We start from the raw sequence: 17,440 nt of genomic DNA, 5'->3' as shown, positions 1-17,440 counted from the left end.
TATGTATGCTCTGATCGTTTTTCTGCCCCTTATTGCGGCGATTATTGCCGGTCTGATCACCCTGTTTGGGGCGATGAAGACCGCCAATGCTCCTGCTGCGCATCATCACGATGATCATCATCACGGGGTTTCCACGACTGACCGTCTCTCGCAGCTTGTTACGGTCGCGGGCGTGGTGATTGCGGCAGCACTTTCCGTTGCGGCGTTTATTGAGGTTGCCCTGAACGGCAACCCGGTTACGCTGGACCTTTTTACCTGGATCAGCTCGGGCGATTTTACCGCCAACTGGTCGCTGCGTTTTGATACGCTGACTTGCGTGATGCTGATTGTGGTGACCGGCGTTTCGTCGATGGTACATATTTATTCCATCGGCTATATGTCGCATGACCCGGACAAGCCCCGTTTCATGGCTTATCTGTCGCTGTTTACCTTTGCGATGTTGATGCTTGTTACTGCAGACAACCTGATCCAGCTGTTCTTTGGCTGGGAAGGGGTGGGGCTTGCATCCTACCTTCTGATCGGTTTCTGGTATTCCAAGCCGTCGGCATCTTCCGCCGCGATGAAGGCCTTTATCGTCAACCGTGTGGGTGACTTTGGTTTCGCGCTGGGTATCTTTGCGGTTTATGTGCTGTTTGGTACCGTCCAGTTCGACACGATTTTTGCCAATGCTGAAGAAATCTCCGGCTCGACCCTGGTTTTCCTTGGCCATGACTTTTCGGCGCTAAATATTGCAACTTTCCTGTTGTTTATCGGTGCAATGGGTAAATCGGCCCAGTTGGGGCTGCATACCTGGCTGCCCGATGCGATGGAAGGTCCGACACCGGTTTCCGCCCTTATTCACGCGGCAACGATGGTGACGGCGGGTGTTTTCATGGTTGCGCGTCTGTCGCCGATCTTTGAATATGCCGAAACCACGCTTGCGATTGTCACGGTTGTTGGTGCCACTACGGCTTTCTTTGCCGCCACTATCGGCTGTGTTCAGAACGACATCAAGCGCGTCATTGCCTATTCGACCTGTTCGCAGCTTGGTTACATGTTCTTTGCCTGTGGCGTTTCTGCCTACAGTGCTGGCGTGTTCCACCTGATGACACATGGTTTCTTCAAGGCATTGCTGTTCCTGAGTGCCGGTTCCGTTATTCATGCCATGTCCGATGAACAGGATATGCGCAAGATGGGCGGTATCTGGAAAATGGTTCCGCTGACCTTTGGTGTCATGATCATTGGTACGCTTGCCATTACCGGTGTTCCGGGCTTTGCGGGCTATTATTCCAAAGACATGATTATTGAAAGCGCGTTTGCAGCACATACCAGTGTTGGCCTTTATGCCTTCTGGATGGGCGTGATCGCAGCCTTTATGACGTCGTTCTATAGCTGGCGTCTGATTTTCATGACCTTCTTTGGCGCACCGCGCGCTGATGAGCGCACGATGGCACATGTTCATGAAAGCCCTGCTGTCATGACGGTTCCGTTGCTGATCCTTGCTGTCGGTGCCGTGTTTGCCGGCTGGTTTGCCGTGAACTGGTTTGGGGGCAATTACGAAGAAATGCTGTCCTTCTGGAATGGCGCGATCTTCGTTGCTGAAAACCATCAGGCGCTTGAACATTCGCATCACGTTCCCGAGTGGGTCAAAATGGCACCTTTTGTTGCCATGATGCTCGGTTTGGCACTCGCAGTTCTGATGTATCGTCTGGTTCCGTCGCTGCCGCGGATGCTGGCAAATACCTTCAACGGTATTTATCGCTTCCTGCTCAACAAATGGTATTTCGACGAACTGTATGACGCGATTTTTGTGAAGCCGGCATTTGCGCTGGGTCGCGGGTTCTGGAAAGCCGGTGACGGCGCACTGATCGACGGTGTTGGCCCGGATGGTGTTGCTGCGGCTTGCCGTAACATTGCACGGCGTATCAGCACCCTTCAGAGCGGCTTTGTTTACCACTATGCGTTTGCCATGCTGATCGGCATTGCAGCCTTGGTGTCTTACACAATCTGGAAGATGGGTTAACGGGCGATGAGTGATTGGCCAATTCTTTCGATCATCACTTTTTTACCGCTATTGGGAGCGTTTTTTATCCTCCTGATTCCCGGTGAAGAAGCGAATGTCGCCCGCAATTCGCGCTGGGTCGCGCTGTGGACGTCTGGTTTTACCTTCCTTGCATCGCTGATGCTGTGGATCAACTTTGACACAACAACTGCCGACTTCCAGTTCGTCGAAAAGACGGAATGGATGCCGGGGCTGAACGTGTCCTATCACATGGGTGTGGACGGCATTTCGATGCTGTTCGTCATTCTTGCGACCTTCCTGACGCCGATCTGTATTCTTTCCGCCTGGGAAGCCGTTCAGAAACGGGTCAAGGAATACATGATTGCCTTCCTGGTTCTTGAAACCATGATGGTGGGCATGTTCAGTTCGCTTGATGCCATGCTGTTCTACATCTTCTTCGAAGGTGTGCTGATCCCGATGTTTATCATCATCGGTGTCTGGGGCGGACCACGCCGCGTATATGCAGCTTTCAAGCTGTTCCTTTATACGCTGCTGGGCTCTGTACTGATGCTGGTTGCGCTGATGGCGATGTATTTCGATGCCGGCACCAGCGATATTCCGACCCTGATGACGCATACCTTCAGCTATCAGGCGCAGCTTTGGATGTGGCTTGCTTTCTTTGCTTCCTTCGCGGTGAAGGTGCCGATGTGGCCGGTCCATACCTGGCTGCCTGATGCCCACGTTGAAGCACCGACGGCCGGTTCCGTTATTCTGGCTGGTGTGCTGCTGAAAATGGGGGGATATGGTTTCTTGCGGTTTTCACTGCCGATGCTGCCGCTGGCATCTGAAACCTTTGCTCCGCTGATCTTTACGCTCTCGATCATTGCCATCATTTATACCTCGCTGGTGGCCTTGGCCCAGGAAGACATGAAAAAGCTGATTGCTTATTCATCTGTCGCCCATATGGGTATCGTGACGGTTGGTGCGTTCACCTTCAACCAGCATGGCCTGGAAGGTTCAATCTTCCAGATGTTGAGCCACGGTGTGGTTTCTGGTGCATTGTTCCTGTGCGTTGGTGTGGTTTACGACCGTATGCACACCCGTGAAATCGATGCTTATGGTGGCCTTGTTCATCGTATGCCGGGTTACGCGGTGACGTTCATGTTCTTTACGATGGCATCTGTCGGCCTGCCGGGCACGGGTGGTTTCGTGGGCGAAATCCTGACGTTGCTGGGGGCTTTTGAAGCCAACACCTGGGTTGCGTTCTTTGCCTCGACCGGTCTGATCCTTGGTGCGGCATATGCGCTTTATCTCTATCGCCGGATCGTATTTGGGGCCCTGACAAAGGAAAACCTCAAAAACATCCTCGATATGAGCCCGCGTGAATGGGCATTGTTCCTCCCGCTTGTTGTGGTGGTTCTGTGGATGGGTATCTATCCGAGTTCTTTCCTCGACATCATGCACGCATCGGTTCTGCATTTGGTCAACCAAGTTGAAACGGCACAGGCCGCTGCGGCAAATGCCGCGCAGCTTGCGGCGAATTGAGGGGAATGAACATGGGAGATTCTATGCTCAACCTCGGGGCGGCATTGCCCGAAATCTTTATGGCGGTAGCTTCGCTTGCGTTGCTGATGCTGGGTGTTTTTACAGGTAAGGACCGTTCGTTCCGGACGGTCTCCTGGGCTGCTGTTGGTGCCATGATCATTGCCCTGGTCCTTGTGGTCATGGGCGAGGGTGGTGCTGCATTTTCAGGCCAGTTCCTGGCAGATCCGTTTGCGCGTTTTTGTAAGGTTCTGATCCTGGTTGGTTCGGCTGTTGGCGTGGTTATGTCCATGAAATTTGCCGAACGTGAGCGTATGGCACGTTTCGAGTTTCCGATCCTGCTGATGCTGGCAACACTTGGCATGATGGCGATGGTGTCAGCATCTGACATGCTGTCACTTTATGTCGGTCTCGAACTGCAGAGCCTGGCATTGTATGTGGTTGCAGCCATCCGCCGTGATACCGTTCGTGCCACGGAATCGGGTCTTAAATATTTTGTTCTGGGTTCGATTGCATCGGGCATGCTGCTTTATGGTATGTCGATGGTTTATGGCTTTACCGGTTCGACCAGCTTTGCTGTTATCGGCGATGCCGTGAGCAATGGAGGGTTGTCGGTTGGCACCTTGGTTGGTCTGGCATTCATCTTTGCCGGTCTGTGCTTTAAGGTCTCAGCGGCCCCGTTCCATATGTGGACGCCGGACGTGTACGAAGGCGCGCCGACCCCGGTTACGGCATTCTTTGCTGTTGCACCGAAAATTGCCGGTTTGGCACTTTTCGTTCGTGTTGCCCTGGGGCCGTTTGCCGGCGTCGTTAGCGACTGGCAGCAGATCATTGTTCTGATTTCGATCCTGTCGATGGCCTGGGGGTCTTTTGCGGCCCTGCGTCAGAACAATATCAAACGTCTGATGGCCTATTCCTCGATTGGTCACGTTGGTTTTGCGCTGGTCGGTCTTGCTGCTGGTACCGAAGCGGGTGTTCAGGCCATTCTGGTTTATCTTGGCATTTACCTCGTCATGAATCTCGGTACTTTTGCCGTGATCCTGTCGATGCGTCGCCACGACCGGATGGTTGAAGAAATCGCCGATCTGTCGGGCCTGTCGCGCACCAAACCGTTGATGGCTGCGGTCATGGCGCTGCTAATGTTCTCGATGGCTGGTATTCCGCCGCTCGCCGGGTTCTTTGGTAAGTTCTATGTCTTTAAGGCTGCGGTTGATTCCGGCCTGGTAACGCTGGCGGTTATTGGTCTCGTGACTTCGGTTGTCAGTGCCTATTATTATCTGCGCGTCATCAAGGTCATGTATTTTGACGAACCTGTCGAAGGCTTTGATCGCAACGGTACTGAACTCAATGTCATCATGGCGCTTGCTACGATCATTATCCTGATTTTCGCGTTCTTCCCGAACCCGTTGACCGATAGTGCCGCCGCTGCTGCGTCGGCTCTGTTTGGAAATTGATATGACAGTTCCTGTCGTGCGGCTTCCTGATGGGTATGTTCTGCATTTCCACGAAGTGATCGACAGTACGAATGACGAGGCAAAACGCCTCGGTGATAAGGGCGCCCCTGGTGGCGCCCTTATTTTGGCTGCACAACAGCGGGCAGGGCGGGGCCGTCGCGGGCGCGAATGGAAGTCGCCAGTCGGCAATCTGTTTTTATCTTTGCTACTAAGGCCAAATTGCCCGCTTCAGGACTCTGCCCGTCTGACCTTCCTGGCTGCACTTGCGATGGCCCAGGCGATTGATATCGTCACCGAAGGCAGGGTGAAGCCCGCCTGTAAATGGCCTAATGACCTGATGGTGGATGGTCGCAAATTGTGCGGTATTTTGCTCGAAAGCGCGTCTTCTCAGGGCAGGGATACCGATTATCTTGTGATTGGTACTGGGGTGAATGTAATGTTTCATCCGGAAGATGCCGAACGTCCTTCAACCTCGCTTGCTGAATTGGGGGCCGCCGTTCAGATTGAGGATTTGGTGGCTGCCTATGTCTCGCGTTTTGATGTGCTCTATTCCACCTGGTTGGAAACGGGCTTTACAGCGGTGCGCGACGCGTGGCTCGAGCGCGCCTATGGTTTTGGGCAGCCTCTTGTTGCGCGTTTGAGTGAAAAGACATTAACCGGGACTTTCGTTGGGCTTGATGAAAGTGGTTCGCTGATTTTAAAAGATGATGCGGGTTTCGATCATATTATCGGTGCTGGAGAAGTGTTTTTCAAAAGCTGAGTTTTCAGGTCGCTTGTGGTGATTTACTATATTTATGTCCTGTTTGATTTGTGTTTGATGATTGATCAGTACGACTTGGAAAACAGCAAAGCCGGACAATTAACGTAAAAGCTTTACCTGACAGGCCGTATGTGTTTTTTCGTTGATCACGGTTAACGGCTTGATCGCAAATGAGAGGTTTCGTGGATTTGTTTTTGCCAAAGGACGAGTTGCTGTTTGTCCCGCTGGGTGGCTCCGGCGAGATCGGGATGAACCTAAATCTTTATGGCTATAATGACCGCTGGCTGATGATCGATATGGGCGTCTCCTTTGGCGAGGAAGGGCTGCCTGGTGTTGATGTTGTCATGCCCGATCCATCCTTTATCGAGGCGCGCAAGGACAAGCTTCTGGGCTTGGTGCTGACCCATGCCCATGAAGACCATTTGGGGGCCATTCCCTATTTGTGGCCGCGACTGAAATGCCCGATTTATGCGACCCCCTTTGCCGCTGAATTTTTGCGGGCCAAGCTGACTGAAACTGATTTTGCCGATCAGGTTCCGATCCATGAGATCGAATTGGGCGCGCGGTTCAAACTTGGTGATTTCGATATTGAAATGATCACCATGACCCATTCCATCCTGGAACCAAATGCCCTGGCAATCAGAACGCCCAAGGGACTGGTCGTGCATACCGGTGACTGGAAGTTCGATCATGATCCGCAAATCGGAACCGAACCGGATGTCGCCAAACTCGAAGCCTTGGGTGACGAGGGTGTAAATGCGCTGGTTTGTGATTCGACAAATGTTTTTTCACATGGCGAAACCGGGTCCGAAGGCGAGGTTGCGCGTAATCTGATTGATCTGTTTGCCAAAATACCAACCGGACGGATCGCAGTTGCCTGCTTTGCAACCAACGTGGCGCGTATTCAATCCATTATTGAAGCGGCACATGAAACAGGCCGTTGTGTCGCGTTGGCGGGGCGGTCGATGCGCCGTGTTACCGAGGCAGCCAAGAAGGTGGGATATCTTACGGGCTATCCCAACCTGTTGTCTGACGAAGATGCGATGGAAGTGCCCAAGGATCAGGTACTGCTGATTTGCACCGGTTCGCAGGGCGAGCCGCGGGCGGCGATGGCCCGCATCGCGCGGGGCGATCATCCAACCATCGAGCTTGATGCCGGTGATACGGTTGTATTTTCCGCCCGGGAAATTCCGGGCAATGAAAAATCCATCGGTTTCATTCAAAACACGCTGATCAAACGTGGCATCAATGTCATTACGGCGCGGGATGAACCGATCCATGTGTCCGGCCATCCCGGGCGGGCGGATTTGGCGCGCATGTATCAACTGACACGGCCCAAAATCCTGGTGCCTGTGCATGGCGAACCGCGCCATTTGCGCGAGCAGGCAAGTCTCGCGCGCGAATGTCAGGTGCCGGAAACAGTTATTCCCCATGATGGCACGGTTATTCGTCTTTCGCCGGGTTTTGCCAGTGTGATTGACGAAGTTGAAACTGGTATTTTGTGCCTGGATGGCGGACGTCTGATCAAGCGGGATTCCAATACTATTCGCAACCGTAACCGGATCATGTGGAATGGCGTCATGTTTGTGACGGTTGTTCTTAACCAGTTCGGTGAAATGGTTGGTGATCCGATGATCACAGCCCCCAGTCTGTTTGATGAAGAAAATGATGATGTTCAGCTTGATCGCTTTGCCGCCGAAATTGGCAATCGGATCGATCAGTTGGATGATGATGAAGTGCTGGATGATTCTGCCGTTATTTTGACCATTCGTCAGGCGGTGCGTCGTCCCATTCGTCAAAAACAGGGTAAGCGCCCGTTGATTGAAGTTCATTTGATGCGGGTGACAGAGGAATAAAGCAGGGATAGTCCGGGACATTGTCTCTGGGGAATGCCCTTTGGGAAATGTATGAGACAGGAGCTTGCCATGATTGGTCGCCTAAACCATGTTGCCATTGCTGTCCCGGACCTGGACGAAGGAATTCGTCTGTATCGTGATGTTTTGGGGGCCAAAGTTTCCGAACCCCAGGACGAACCGGATCATGGTGTGCGTGTGGTGTTTGTCGAACTGCCAAATACCAAGATCGAGCTGCTTTATCCGCTTGGTGAAAATTCACCTATTCGCTCTTTCCTGGAAAAGAACAGCGCGGGTGGCATTCATCATGTTTGTTACGAGGTGGAAGACATTATTGCCGCCCGTGACCGTTTGACAGGCGAGGGGGCGCGTATTTTGGGAAATGGCGAACCTAAAATAGGCGCGCATGGCAAACCCGTGCTGTTTTTGCATCCAAAGGATTTTACGGGTACGTTGGTCGAGCTTGAGCAGGTTTGATAATAAAACCTTCTGGTGCGGTTTTGGGCGATGTTTTTGTGTTCAAGATCGCACCCAAACGGATTGAGCTAAGGCAGGATCTGTCATGACGTTGTTCTCGGGTTTTGTGACCTATCTGATCATTTGGTGGCTGGTATTGTTTACCGTGCTGCCGGTTGGCGTAAAGCAGCAGGAAGTGGTTGAAAAAGGCCATGATAGCGGCGCGCCGCAAAATCCGCATATGTGGAAGAAAATCCTGGCAACATCTCTTATTTCAGGGATTTTATGGGCGATTGCCTATTTCGTGATTACCAGCGGACTGATCGATATTCGCCCGGCTGCAGACGCATTCAAATAAGTTTGTCCCGTCATTTGCTGCCATGCAGCATTTTTAGGTGAATACGAACGTAAAAAAAAAGCAAGATCCTAAGATCTTGCTTTAGAGCTATTTTATAGCTGTTTTCCCGTTATCTTTATTACTTCCTCCTAGACCTGGGCTCATTGGCACAGGTATTTATAATGATGTCGCGCCTGCTTCTTTTGTGCTTATTGGCAACAAAGCCTCCCGCATTTTATGAGTGGCTGCGGTCATCATTCCATCACGATCTTGCGTCGTTTCAGGAGGGTTAAAAAGCCATATAATTCACGATTATGCAAGATGTTTTGACGAAACTTCACAAATCGATGTAACGTTGTGTAACAAAATTATGTTAACTCAAATGGTTAGAAGGTATTTGTGCCATGCTGCTATTTGTTCCGTCGGCTAAAGAAAACTGGCGTTTCAAAGTACTTGTATCGATTTTTGTCGTAATTACAGTGCTTTCCAAGCCAGGCTTTGCTGCGGATTCCGCAAAAAAAGAATCGGATACTGCAACGTCGGCAACGGTGACGATCTCCCGTTCTGCCTGTGACGCGATTGTGGCCTATCAGCCAGATGCCAGTGTCGAATATCAGCCCGGTGTTGATGTGAATGGCAAGCCGGTCACACCGGCGGAAGGGCCCAATGCTGCATCCCCGCACATTAAGGTACCAGATGTTATTACGTTTCCGGTTACGCTCGATTTCTTTGAATTTGCAGGTATTTCCCAACCGACAGGCATTAGCGGAAAGGGAACGTTAGGAGAGATCACCTATAAAAACGGGCAAGTCTATTTTAATGATCAACCTATCGGGAATGCTGCGCATAATGCTGACCTGATTGCTGCCTGCAAGGCCGCAGGGTATAAATAGCATTGTTTGTGAACAGGTGTTTTGTGCCACTGACGCCGCGCGTGATGTTTGGGGCTCTATTGGACCCGGATTTTGCTGGGTGACAAGTTCCGGCTTGCCTTTCCGCCTGTGCTGTCGCATGTTCCCGGACTAGATTTTTGGTCGTTGTGACCTTTCCAGACTGCTGTATTACGAGGCATCAATGCGTCTTTCCCAGTTCTTTCTGCCCACCCTTAAAGAAACCCCGTCAGAAGCCCAGATCGTTTCTCATCGGTTGATGCTGCGCGCCGGGATGGTGCGGCAACTGTCGGCCGGTATTTATTCCTGGTTGCCGCTGGGCTATCGCGTTCTGAAAAAAATCGAACAGATTGTTCGTGAGGAGCAGGATGCTATTGGCTGCAATGAACTTCTGATGCCAACAATTCAGCCAGCTGAGCTTTGGCAGGAAAGCGGCCGGTATGAAGATTATGGCCAGGAAATGCTGCGCATTACCGACCGGCATGATCGCAATATGCTGTTTGGTCCGACCAACGAAGAAGTGATAACGGACATTTTCCGCAAGGAAGTGAAATCCTACAAGCAGCTTCCGCAGATGCTGTATCATATCCAGTGGAAGTTCCGCGACGAGATTCGCCCCCGTTTTGGCGTGATGCGCGGCCGTGAATTCCTGATGAAGGATGCCTATTCCTTCGATATCGATTACGAAAGCTCGCGCCACGCCTATAACAAGATATTTCTGGCCTATTGCCGGACATTCTCGCGCCTGGGCGTAAAGGCCATCCCGATGGTTGCCGATACCGGCCCGATTGGCGGTGATTTGAGCCATGAATTCATCATTCTGGCTGAAACCGGCGAAAGCGAAGTTTTCTGCGATAAAAAATGGCTGGAAAAAGACCTGACCGGTAAGGGTGTTGACCTGAACGATCGCACCAACCTTGAAGGCTGGGTGCAGACAACGCTGGCAGATTATGCTGCGACCGAGGAAAAACATGATGCGGCAAGCTGCCCTGTTTCAGGCGGTGATCTGATTGCCACACGCGGTATCGAAGTTGGGCATATCTTCCATTTCGGTACCAAATATTCCGAACCGATGGGGGCAACTGTTTTGGGCCCGGATGGCAAGGAAGTGCCAGTGATGATGGGGTCGTATGGTATCGGTGTTTCTCGTCTGGTTGGAGCATTGATCGAGGCATCACACGATGAAAACGGCATTATCTGGCCCGAAGAAGTTGCACCGTTCCGGGTTGGTTTGATCAATTTGCGTACGGGGGATGATGCCTGTGATGCAGCGTGCGAAGATATTTATGGCAAACTGAAAAATGCCAAAATTGACGTGCTCTATGATGATCGAGACATGCGTGCTGGTGGCAAGTTTGCCGACATGGACCTGATTGGTCTGCCCTGGCAGATTGTGATTGGGCCCAAAGGTTTGGCAAATGGCGTTGTGGAACTGAAGAACCGCAAAACAGGCGAACGTTCGGAAGTAACCCTTGAAGCCGCGTTAAACCAGATTGGCGCATGACAAAAGCTTGGCAGGGCGGTTTAGGCCGCCCTGTTAAATTTGATCTGACCACGGGTTTCACCTGAAACCCCTCTCCACAAGGATTTGGTGCCTATGTTCAGTCCGTTCGAGCGTATGGTGGCGTTTCGCTATCTGCGCCCCCGTCGGCAGGAAGGCTTTGTTTCGGTCATCGCGATTTTTTCCCTCTTGGGTATCATGCTTGGCGTGGCGACGCTGATTATCGTGATGTCGGTCATGAATGGTTTTCGTGCCGAACTGCTTTCGCGTATTCTTGGGCTGAACGGGCATATATCGGTATATGCGCAAGGGCCGGACGGCCTTCCTGATTATGCCGAAATCGAAAAAAAAATCCGGGAAACGGGTAATGTCACTCTGGTCGACCCGATTGTTGAAGGCCAGGTTATGGCATCAAAAGGCGGCCGTGCCACCGGTGCGATTGTGCGGGGCATGGCCCCCGAAGACATCGCCAAGCGTAAAACGCTGGCCGACAACATCGTTTTTGGCAGCCTGAAGGACTTCAAAGGCGACGATTCAATTATCATGGGCGCGCGTCTTGCCATGAAACTTGGCATTGGCGTTGGTGACACGGTTAATCTGATTTCGCCCAAGGGCAAGGTTACCGCCTTTGGCTCTGTGCCACGCATGCGGTCCTATCACGTCGTCGCGCTGTTTGATATTGGCATGTATGAATATGATTCTGGTTTCATTTTTATGCCGCTGGAAGCAGCCCAAACCTATTTCCAGATGCCGGGTAAAATCTCGAATTTCGAGGTGGTGTTAAATGACCCGTCGCGGCTTTCTGGAACGATGAATGACCTGTTGCAAAATTTGCGGGGCGAGCAATTGCGTCTTGTGAATTGGCAACAGTCGAATGCCAATTTCTTTAATGCCTTGCAGGTCGAACGGAACGTTATGTTCCTGATCTTGACGCTGATTATTCTTGTTGCCGCCTTTAACATCATTTCCGGCATGGTGATGCTGGTCAAAGATAAAGGCCGCGACATTGCGATCTTGCGCACAATGGGGGCAACCCGTGGCTCTATCCTGCGGATTTTCTTTTTGGCAGGGGCGTCTATTGGTGTGTTGGGAACCCTGAGTGGTTTGGTCCTGGGGGTTGTTTTTTGCGAAAATATCGAAAGCATCCGCCAGTTCATCCAGAGCCTGACCGGGGCGGACCTGTTTAATGCAGAAATTTATTTCCTGTCGCAATTGCCTGCTGACCTGGATGTCAATGAAGTGGTGATGGTTTGCGTCATGTCGCTGACCCTGTCCTTCCTGGCCACGATTTATCCGGCATGGCGGGCGTCGCGCCTCGATCCGGTGGAGGCGCTGCGTTATGAGTGACCTTCAGAAAAAATCTGCAGCGCAGCGTCAGGTGAAACCGATGCTGAAACTGGAAAAAGTGGTTCGATCCTTTGCGCAAGGGGCTGAGCGGCTTGATGTTTTGAAGTCGGTTGACCTGACCATTAATGAAGGTGAAATCGTTGCGCTGGTCGGGCCGTCAGGGGCGGGGAAATCAACCCTGTTGCAGATTGCCGGCTTGCTTGAACGCCCTGATAGTGGATCTGTGTCGATTGGGGGAAAGCGCAGTACGGATTTGTCGGATCAGGCCCGCACACAAATGCGCCGCGATCATATTGGTTTTGTGTACCAGTATCATCACTTGTTGCCGGAATTTTCCGCGATCGAGAATGTGGTTATTCCGCAAATGATCGCGGGTCTTCATCGCAAAGATGCCGAAGCACGGGCGATGGAACTTCTGCAATGCCTGGGAATTGAAGCCCGCGCCCAGCATCGCCCCGCACGTCTTTCGGGCGGGGAGCAACAGCGCGTTGCCATCGCCCGGGCGCTTGCCAATGTTCCCGATGTTTTGTTTGCCGATGAACCAACCGGCAATTTGGACCCGCAAACGGCGGAAAATGTTTTTGGCATGCTGGTGTCATTGGTGCGTCAAACCGGGCTTGCGTCGCTGATTGCAACCCACAACCCTGAACTGGCCCGTCAGATGGACCGGATCATTACCTTGCGTGATGGTCATCTTGTCGAGCTGGAGCCGGAAACACTTTCATAATCGGTTTGCGGTTTTTATAATTATCTGGCTGGTGGGCGCCCTTGCGGCGCCCGTGGCTTTTTTGCTTTTGTTTAGGTGTCGAGGTCGCTGGCAATGGAAAACGGTTTTATCCACCTGCGTGTTCATACGAACTATTCACTCGCTGAAGGTGCCATAACGACCAAGGAACTGGTGAAGCTGTGCGCTGCGGACCAGCAGCCCGCTGCTGCCATGACCGACACCAACAATATGTTTGGCGCGCTTGACTTTGCCGGTGCGGCCAGTGGCTCCGGCGTGCAGCCTATTTTGGGTGTGCAGATCGGGATTGAACGCTTTGGGACCGAGGTGGTGCTGGGCAAGGCCGGGCGCGAACCTGACCCGGATGAACTGGTTTTACTCGCACAAAGCAAAACCGGCTATTTTAACCTGCTGAAAATAGTTTCCCGCGCCCATATGACAACAGAAGCAGGCAGCACGCCCAAGGCCCTGCTGGAACATCTTGCCGAGCATTGTGAGGATGTCATTTGCCTTACAGGCGGACCCTCCGGGCCGATTGCCCGTCTGCTGCGCGAGGAACAACAGCCTAAGGCAACAGATTGCCTTTTGCGCCTGAAAGAGATTTTTGGCGACCGGCTTTATATCGAACTCCAGCGACATGGACTGCCTTCGGAGGAGGCGATAGAGCCCGCCCTGATCGACATGGCCTACGAACATGACGTGCCGCTGGTTGCGACGAACGATTGTTATTTTCCGCGTGTGGATATGTATGAAGCCCACGATGTGTTTATTTGCATCGGGCAGGGGGCCGTTGTTGGCCAGGAAGATCGCTGGCGTTTGACGCCGGATCACCGCTTTAAAACGGCTGCCGAGATGCGCGAGCTGTTTGCCGACTTACCTGAGGCCTGCGACAATACCGTCATCATTGCCCAGCGTTGCGCCTGGCATGTGGAGAAAATTGACCCTATTCTGCCGCCATTTGACTGTGGGGAAGGCCGCACCGAGGTTGACGAATTGCGCCATCGGTCCTTTGATGGTTTGCAGGCCCGGCTTGACAAATACGTCTATAGTCCGGGCATGTCCGAGGAAGACAAAAAGAAAATTGCCGAGCCCTATAATGCCCGCCTTGAATACGAGTTGGGCATTATTGTTCAGATGGGCTTTCCCGGTTACTTCTTGATCGTTGCCGATTTTATTCAGTGGGCCAAGGAACATGATATTCCTGTCGGGCCTGGTCGTGGGTCCGGTGCCGGGTCGCTTGTGGCCTATGCACTGTTGATTACCGACCTTGATCCGCTTCGTTTTTCGTTGCTGTTTGAACGTTTCCTTAATCCGGAACGTGTCTCGATGCCTGACTTTGACGTCGATTTCTGTCAGGACCGGCGCGGCGAAGTGATTGAATATGTGCAGCACAAATATGGTTATGACCGTGTTGCCCAGATTATTACCTTCGGTAAATTGCAGGCAAAGGCCGCCGTGCGCGATGTGGGCCGTGTGCTGGGCATTCCGTATGGCTATGTCGATAAAATCTGTAAAATGATACCCGGCGATCCGGCTAAGCCGATTCCGCTAAAAGAAGCAATTGATATGGAACCGGACCTGCGCCGCATCGCGCGCGAGGACCCGGATATTGACCGCCTGCTGACCATTGCCATGCAAATTGAGGGGCTGTATCGAAATTCATCTACCCATGCGGCCGGTGTGGTGATTGGTGACCGTGACCTGGATGAACTGGTTCCGCTTTATCGTGATCCGCGTTCGGATATGCCCGTCACCCAGTTCAACATGAAGTTTGTTGAAAATGCTGGGTTGGTTAAGTTCGACTTTTTGGGCCTTAAAACCCTGACGGTGATTATCGAGGCCGTGAATTTGATGCGCCTGCGCGATGATGTGCCGCAGGATTTTGACATCAGTGCCATTCCGCTTGATGACCGGCAATCGTTCAAGCTTTTGTCGGCGGCGGAAACGGTTGGGGTGTTCCAGCTTGAATCCCAGGGTATGCAGGATGTGTTGCGCGGCCTGAAACCGGATACCCTGGAAGATATTATCGCTGTGGTGGCGCTGTATCGTCCCGGCCCGATGGATAATATTCCCTATTATATTGCACGTAAGCACGGGCGCGAAGAGCCTGACTACATGCACCCGATGCTCAAGCCGATCCTCGAAGAAACCTATGGCATCATGATCTATCAGGAACAGGTCATGCAGCTTGCCCAGATTATGTCTGGTTACTCGCTTGGCGGCGCAGATTTGTTGCGCCGTGCGATGGGTAAGAAAATTGCCGAGGAAATGGAAAAGCAGCGTTCGCTGTTTGTGGACGGGGCGGAAAAGAACAATGTCGATCGTCAGCAGGCATCGGACATTTTTGACCAGGTTGCCAAATTTGCGTCTTACGGCTTTAACAAGTCGCACGCGGCAGCTTACGCGCTTGTGGCCTATCAAACGGCTTATCTGAAGGCGAATTACCCGGTCGAATTTATGGCCGCGTTGATGACGCTGGATATGCACAACACAGACAAGCTGGCAATTTTCAAACAGGAAGTCGAACGCCTGAAAATTGAAATTTTGCCGCCCTGCGTCAATAAATCCGGCGTTGCCTTTACCGTGGAAAATCATGGTGGCGTGCGCAAAATTCGCTATGCACTGGCTGCGGTGCGCAATGTGGGTGACGCGGCGATGGAAAGCCTTGTTAATGCCCGTGAACAGCAGGGCGCGTTTAAGGACCTTACCGATTTTGCATCGCGTATTGATAGCCGGGCGCTGAATAAGCGTCTGCTGGAAAATCTGGTGCGGGCAGGGGCACTGGATTGCCTGCATGATAACCGCCGCGTCATGTTTGAAAATGTCGATAAAATCCTGGCCGTATCCCAGCGTGAAATGCAGGCCCGAAATAACGACCAGATCAGCATGTTTGGCGATGACAGCGGATTTGGCAAAGATACCATTCGTCTGCCTGACGGCCGCGACTGGGTGCCGATGGAAAAACTGACCGAAGAATTTTCGGCTATTGGTTTTTATCTGTCAGCCCATCCGCTTGATACCTTTGGCAAAAGTCTTCAGCGTATTGGTGTTGCCCCCTATGTCGAGCTTGAAGCCCGAATGCGGGCGCAAAATAAGGGGTCGATCAAACTTGCCGGGACATTGATCAATGCCCGCGAGATGATTTCCAAAAAGAACGGCAGCAAGTTTGCCTTTGTTATGCTTTCTGATGCTACGGGCAGTTTTGAAGTGGCCTTCTGGGCCGAAACCTGGGCTGCCTATAAGGAAATCATTAATTCGGGTCGTCCGATGCTGTTGCTGGTTTCAGCAGAAATACGGGAAGGTCAATTGCGCATTCAGGGCCAGCGGGTCGAGGATTTGGAGCAGGCCGTTGCCGGTGCGGCCGAAGGTATTCGCATTCGGCTGACCCGCCCGGAACCGATTACCGAAATTCGAGAATTGCTTGAAAAGTCGGGCAGAGGCCGAGGGCTTGTGAATATTTCATCGGTTTGTTCCGATGGTCGCATTGCGGAAGTCGAACTGGCTGACCATTTCAAGGTTGGTCCATCATTGATCGGTGCGGTCGGGTCGATTCCTGGTGTGGAATTTGCCGAAGAGATCTGACCGGCCTTTTATTGCGGTTTTTGTGGCCCTAAACGTGTAGTTAGGGCTTGCAATCTGCGGGGGGCGGCGCTAAAACCCGCCTCGAACATCACACGTGGGAGCGTGGCGATCCCTTTATGGTCGTCCATCCGGTGTTTTGCCAGGTGGCAAAATTCCTTCCCACGGAGGTATTAACCGGAAAACGGTAGGAAATTATCATGGCATTGCCAACCTTTACCATGCGTCAGCTCATGGAAGCCGGCGTTCACTTTGGTCACCACACCCGTCGCTGGAACCCGAAGATGAAACCGTTCATCTTTGGTGCACGTAACGACATTCATATCCTGAACCTGCAGGAAACCGTTCCGATGCTGCATCGTGCGATGCAGGCTGTTCGCGACGTGACCGCTGCTGGTGGCCGTGTTCTGTTTGTTGGCACCAAGCGCCAGGCTTCGCCGGTTATCGCCGAAGCTGCAAAGCGTTGCGGCCAGTATTATGTGAATCACCGTTGGCTCGGCGGTATGCTGACCAACTGGAACACCGTTTCGGGTTCGATTAAACGCCTGAAAGAACAGGACGAAATCCTGAATTCTGGCGCTGAAGGCCTGACCAAGAAAGAAATCCTGAACCTGACCCGTTCGCGTGACAAACTGGAACGCGCTCTGGGCGGCATTAAGGACATGGGTGGTCTGCCCGACATTATTATCGTGGTTGACACCAACAAAGAATCTCTCGCGATCCATGAAGCACGCAACCTGCATATCCCGGTTGTTGCTGTTCTGGACTCGAACTCGGACCCGCAAGACGTTCAGTATCCGGTTCCGGGCAATGACGACGCGATCCGCGCTATCCAGCTGTATTGTGACCTGTTTGTTGGTGCCGTTCTTGACGGTATCCAGGCCGAAATGACGGCTTCTGGTGCAGACCTCGGCGAAGCCGAAGAACTGCCGGCACAGGAAGCTGCTGCTACCGAAGCTGCCGATCAGGCTGCTTCCGCTTAAATTTCATTTTATACCCAGGGAAGCGGCGGCTAT

13 protein-coding genes are annotated in these 17,440 nt (G+C 52.4%); all 13 read left to right on the top strand.

The window, feature by feature from the left end; genetic code table 11:
- The first annotated feature begins 1 nt into the window (after position 1).
- The 13 genes from nuoL to rpsB all read left to right on the top strand — a co-directional run bounded on the left by nuoL (position 2) and on the right by rpsB (position 17,407).
- The gene (gene nuoL, locus LF95_RS08775; protein WP_073954579.1) at positions 2 to 2,002 is read left to right on the top strand and encodes an NADH-quinone oxidoreductase subunit L; all 2,001 of its coding nucleotides are present in this window, start codon (positions 2 to 4) and stop codon (positions 2,000 to 2,002) included.
- Positions 2,003 to 2,008: 6 nt separating this feature from the next.
- Complete coding sequence (locus LF95_RS08770; RefSeq protein ID WP_073954578.1) at positions 2,009 to 3,526, top strand: NADH-quinone oxidoreductase subunit M; 1,518 nt, start codon at positions 2,009 to 2,011, stop codon at positions 3,524 to 3,526.
- Between the two features lie 11 nt (positions 3,527 to 3,537).
- Complete coding sequence (gene nuoN / locus LF95_RS08765; protein ID WP_371440811.1) at positions 3,538 to 4,977, top strand: NADH-quinone oxidoreductase subunit NuoN; 1,440 nt, start codon at positions 3,538 to 3,540, stop codon at positions 4,975 to 4,977.
- A gap of 1 nt (position 4,978) precedes the next feature.
- The gene (locus LF95_RS08760) at positions 4,979 to 5,737 is read left to right on the top strand and encodes a biotin--[acetyl-CoA-carboxylase] ligase (RefSeq protein ID WP_073954576.1); all 759 of its coding nucleotides are present in this window, start codon (positions 4,979 to 4,981) and stop codon (positions 5,735 to 5,737) included.
- A 182-nt stretch (positions 5,738 to 5,919) separates the two neighbouring features.
- Positions 5,920 to 7,593, top strand: coding sequence for a ribonuclease J (locus LF95_RS08755; RefSeq protein ID WP_174560996.1), 1,674 nt, complete (start codon positions 5,920 to 5,922; stop codon positions 7,591 to 7,593).
- Between the two features lie 69 nt (positions 7,594 to 7,662).
- A complete protein-coding gene (gene mce, locus LF95_RS08750) occupies positions 7,663 to 8,067 on the top strand; it encodes a methylmalonyl-CoA epimerase (protein WP_073954575.1) in 405 nt (134 codons plus the stop codon).
- 85 nt (positions 8,068 to 8,152) lie between these two features.
- Positions 8,153 to 8,404: a DUF1467 family protein gene (locus LF95_RS08745; RefSeq protein WP_073954574.1), complete on the top strand. Its 252-nt coding sequence runs from the start codon at positions 8,153 to 8,155 to the stop codon at positions 8,402 to 8,404.
- 383 nt (positions 8,405 to 8,787) lie between these two features.
- Positions 8,788 to 9,276 carry a hypothetical protein gene (locus LF95_RS08740; protein ID WP_073954573.1) on the top strand — a complete coding sequence of 163 codons (489 nt, stop codon included), beginning with the start codon at positions 8,788 to 8,790 and terminating at the stop codon, positions 9,274 to 9,276.
- Positions 9,277 to 9,457: 181 nt separating this feature from the next.
- Positions 9,458 to 10,777: a proline--tRNA ligase gene (gene proS / locus LF95_RS08735; RefSeq protein ID WP_073954572.1), complete on the top strand. Its 1,320-nt coding sequence runs from the start codon at positions 9,458 to 9,460 to the stop codon at positions 10,775 to 10,777.
- Positions 10,778 to 10,870: 93 nt separating this feature from the next.
- Positions 10,871 to 12,121: a lipoprotein-releasing ABC transporter permease subunit gene (locus LF95_RS08730; RefSeq protein WP_073954571.1), complete on the top strand. Its 1,251-nt coding sequence runs from the start codon at positions 10,871 to 10,873 to the stop codon at positions 12,119 to 12,121.
- Complete coding sequence (locus LF95_RS08725; RefSeq protein WP_073954570.1) at positions 12,114 to 12,848, top strand: ABC transporter ATP-binding protein; 735 nt, start codon at positions 12,114 to 12,116, stop codon at positions 12,846 to 12,848. Before LF95_RS08730 ends, LF95_RS08725 begins: the two co-directional genes overlap by 8 nt.
- Positions 12,849 to 12,941: 93 nt before the next feature.
- On the top strand, positions 12,942 to 16,427 hold the full coding sequence (gene dnaE, locus LF95_RS08720) for a DNA polymerase III subunit alpha (RefSeq protein ID WP_073954569.1): 3,486 nt from the start codon (positions 12,942 to 12,944) through the stop codon (positions 16,425 to 16,427).
- Between the two features lie 197 nt (positions 16,428 to 16,624).
- Positions 16,625 to 17,407 (top strand): 30S ribosomal protein S2, encoded by a 783-nt coding sequence (gene rpsB, locus LF95_RS08715; protein WP_073954568.1) that lies wholly within the window; start codon positions 16,625 to 16,627, stop codon positions 17,405 to 17,407.
- The last annotated feature ends 33 nt before the right edge of the window (positions 17,408 to 17,440 follow it).

This window comes from Thalassospira sp. TSL5-1 (assembly GCF_001907695.1).
GTDB lineage: Bacteria > Pseudomonadota > Alphaproteobacteria > Rhodospirillales > Thalassospiraceae > Thalassospira.
The sequence above is the reverse complement of the archived record's forward strand: the minus strand, read 5'-3'. Positions and strand labels throughout refer to the sequence as shown.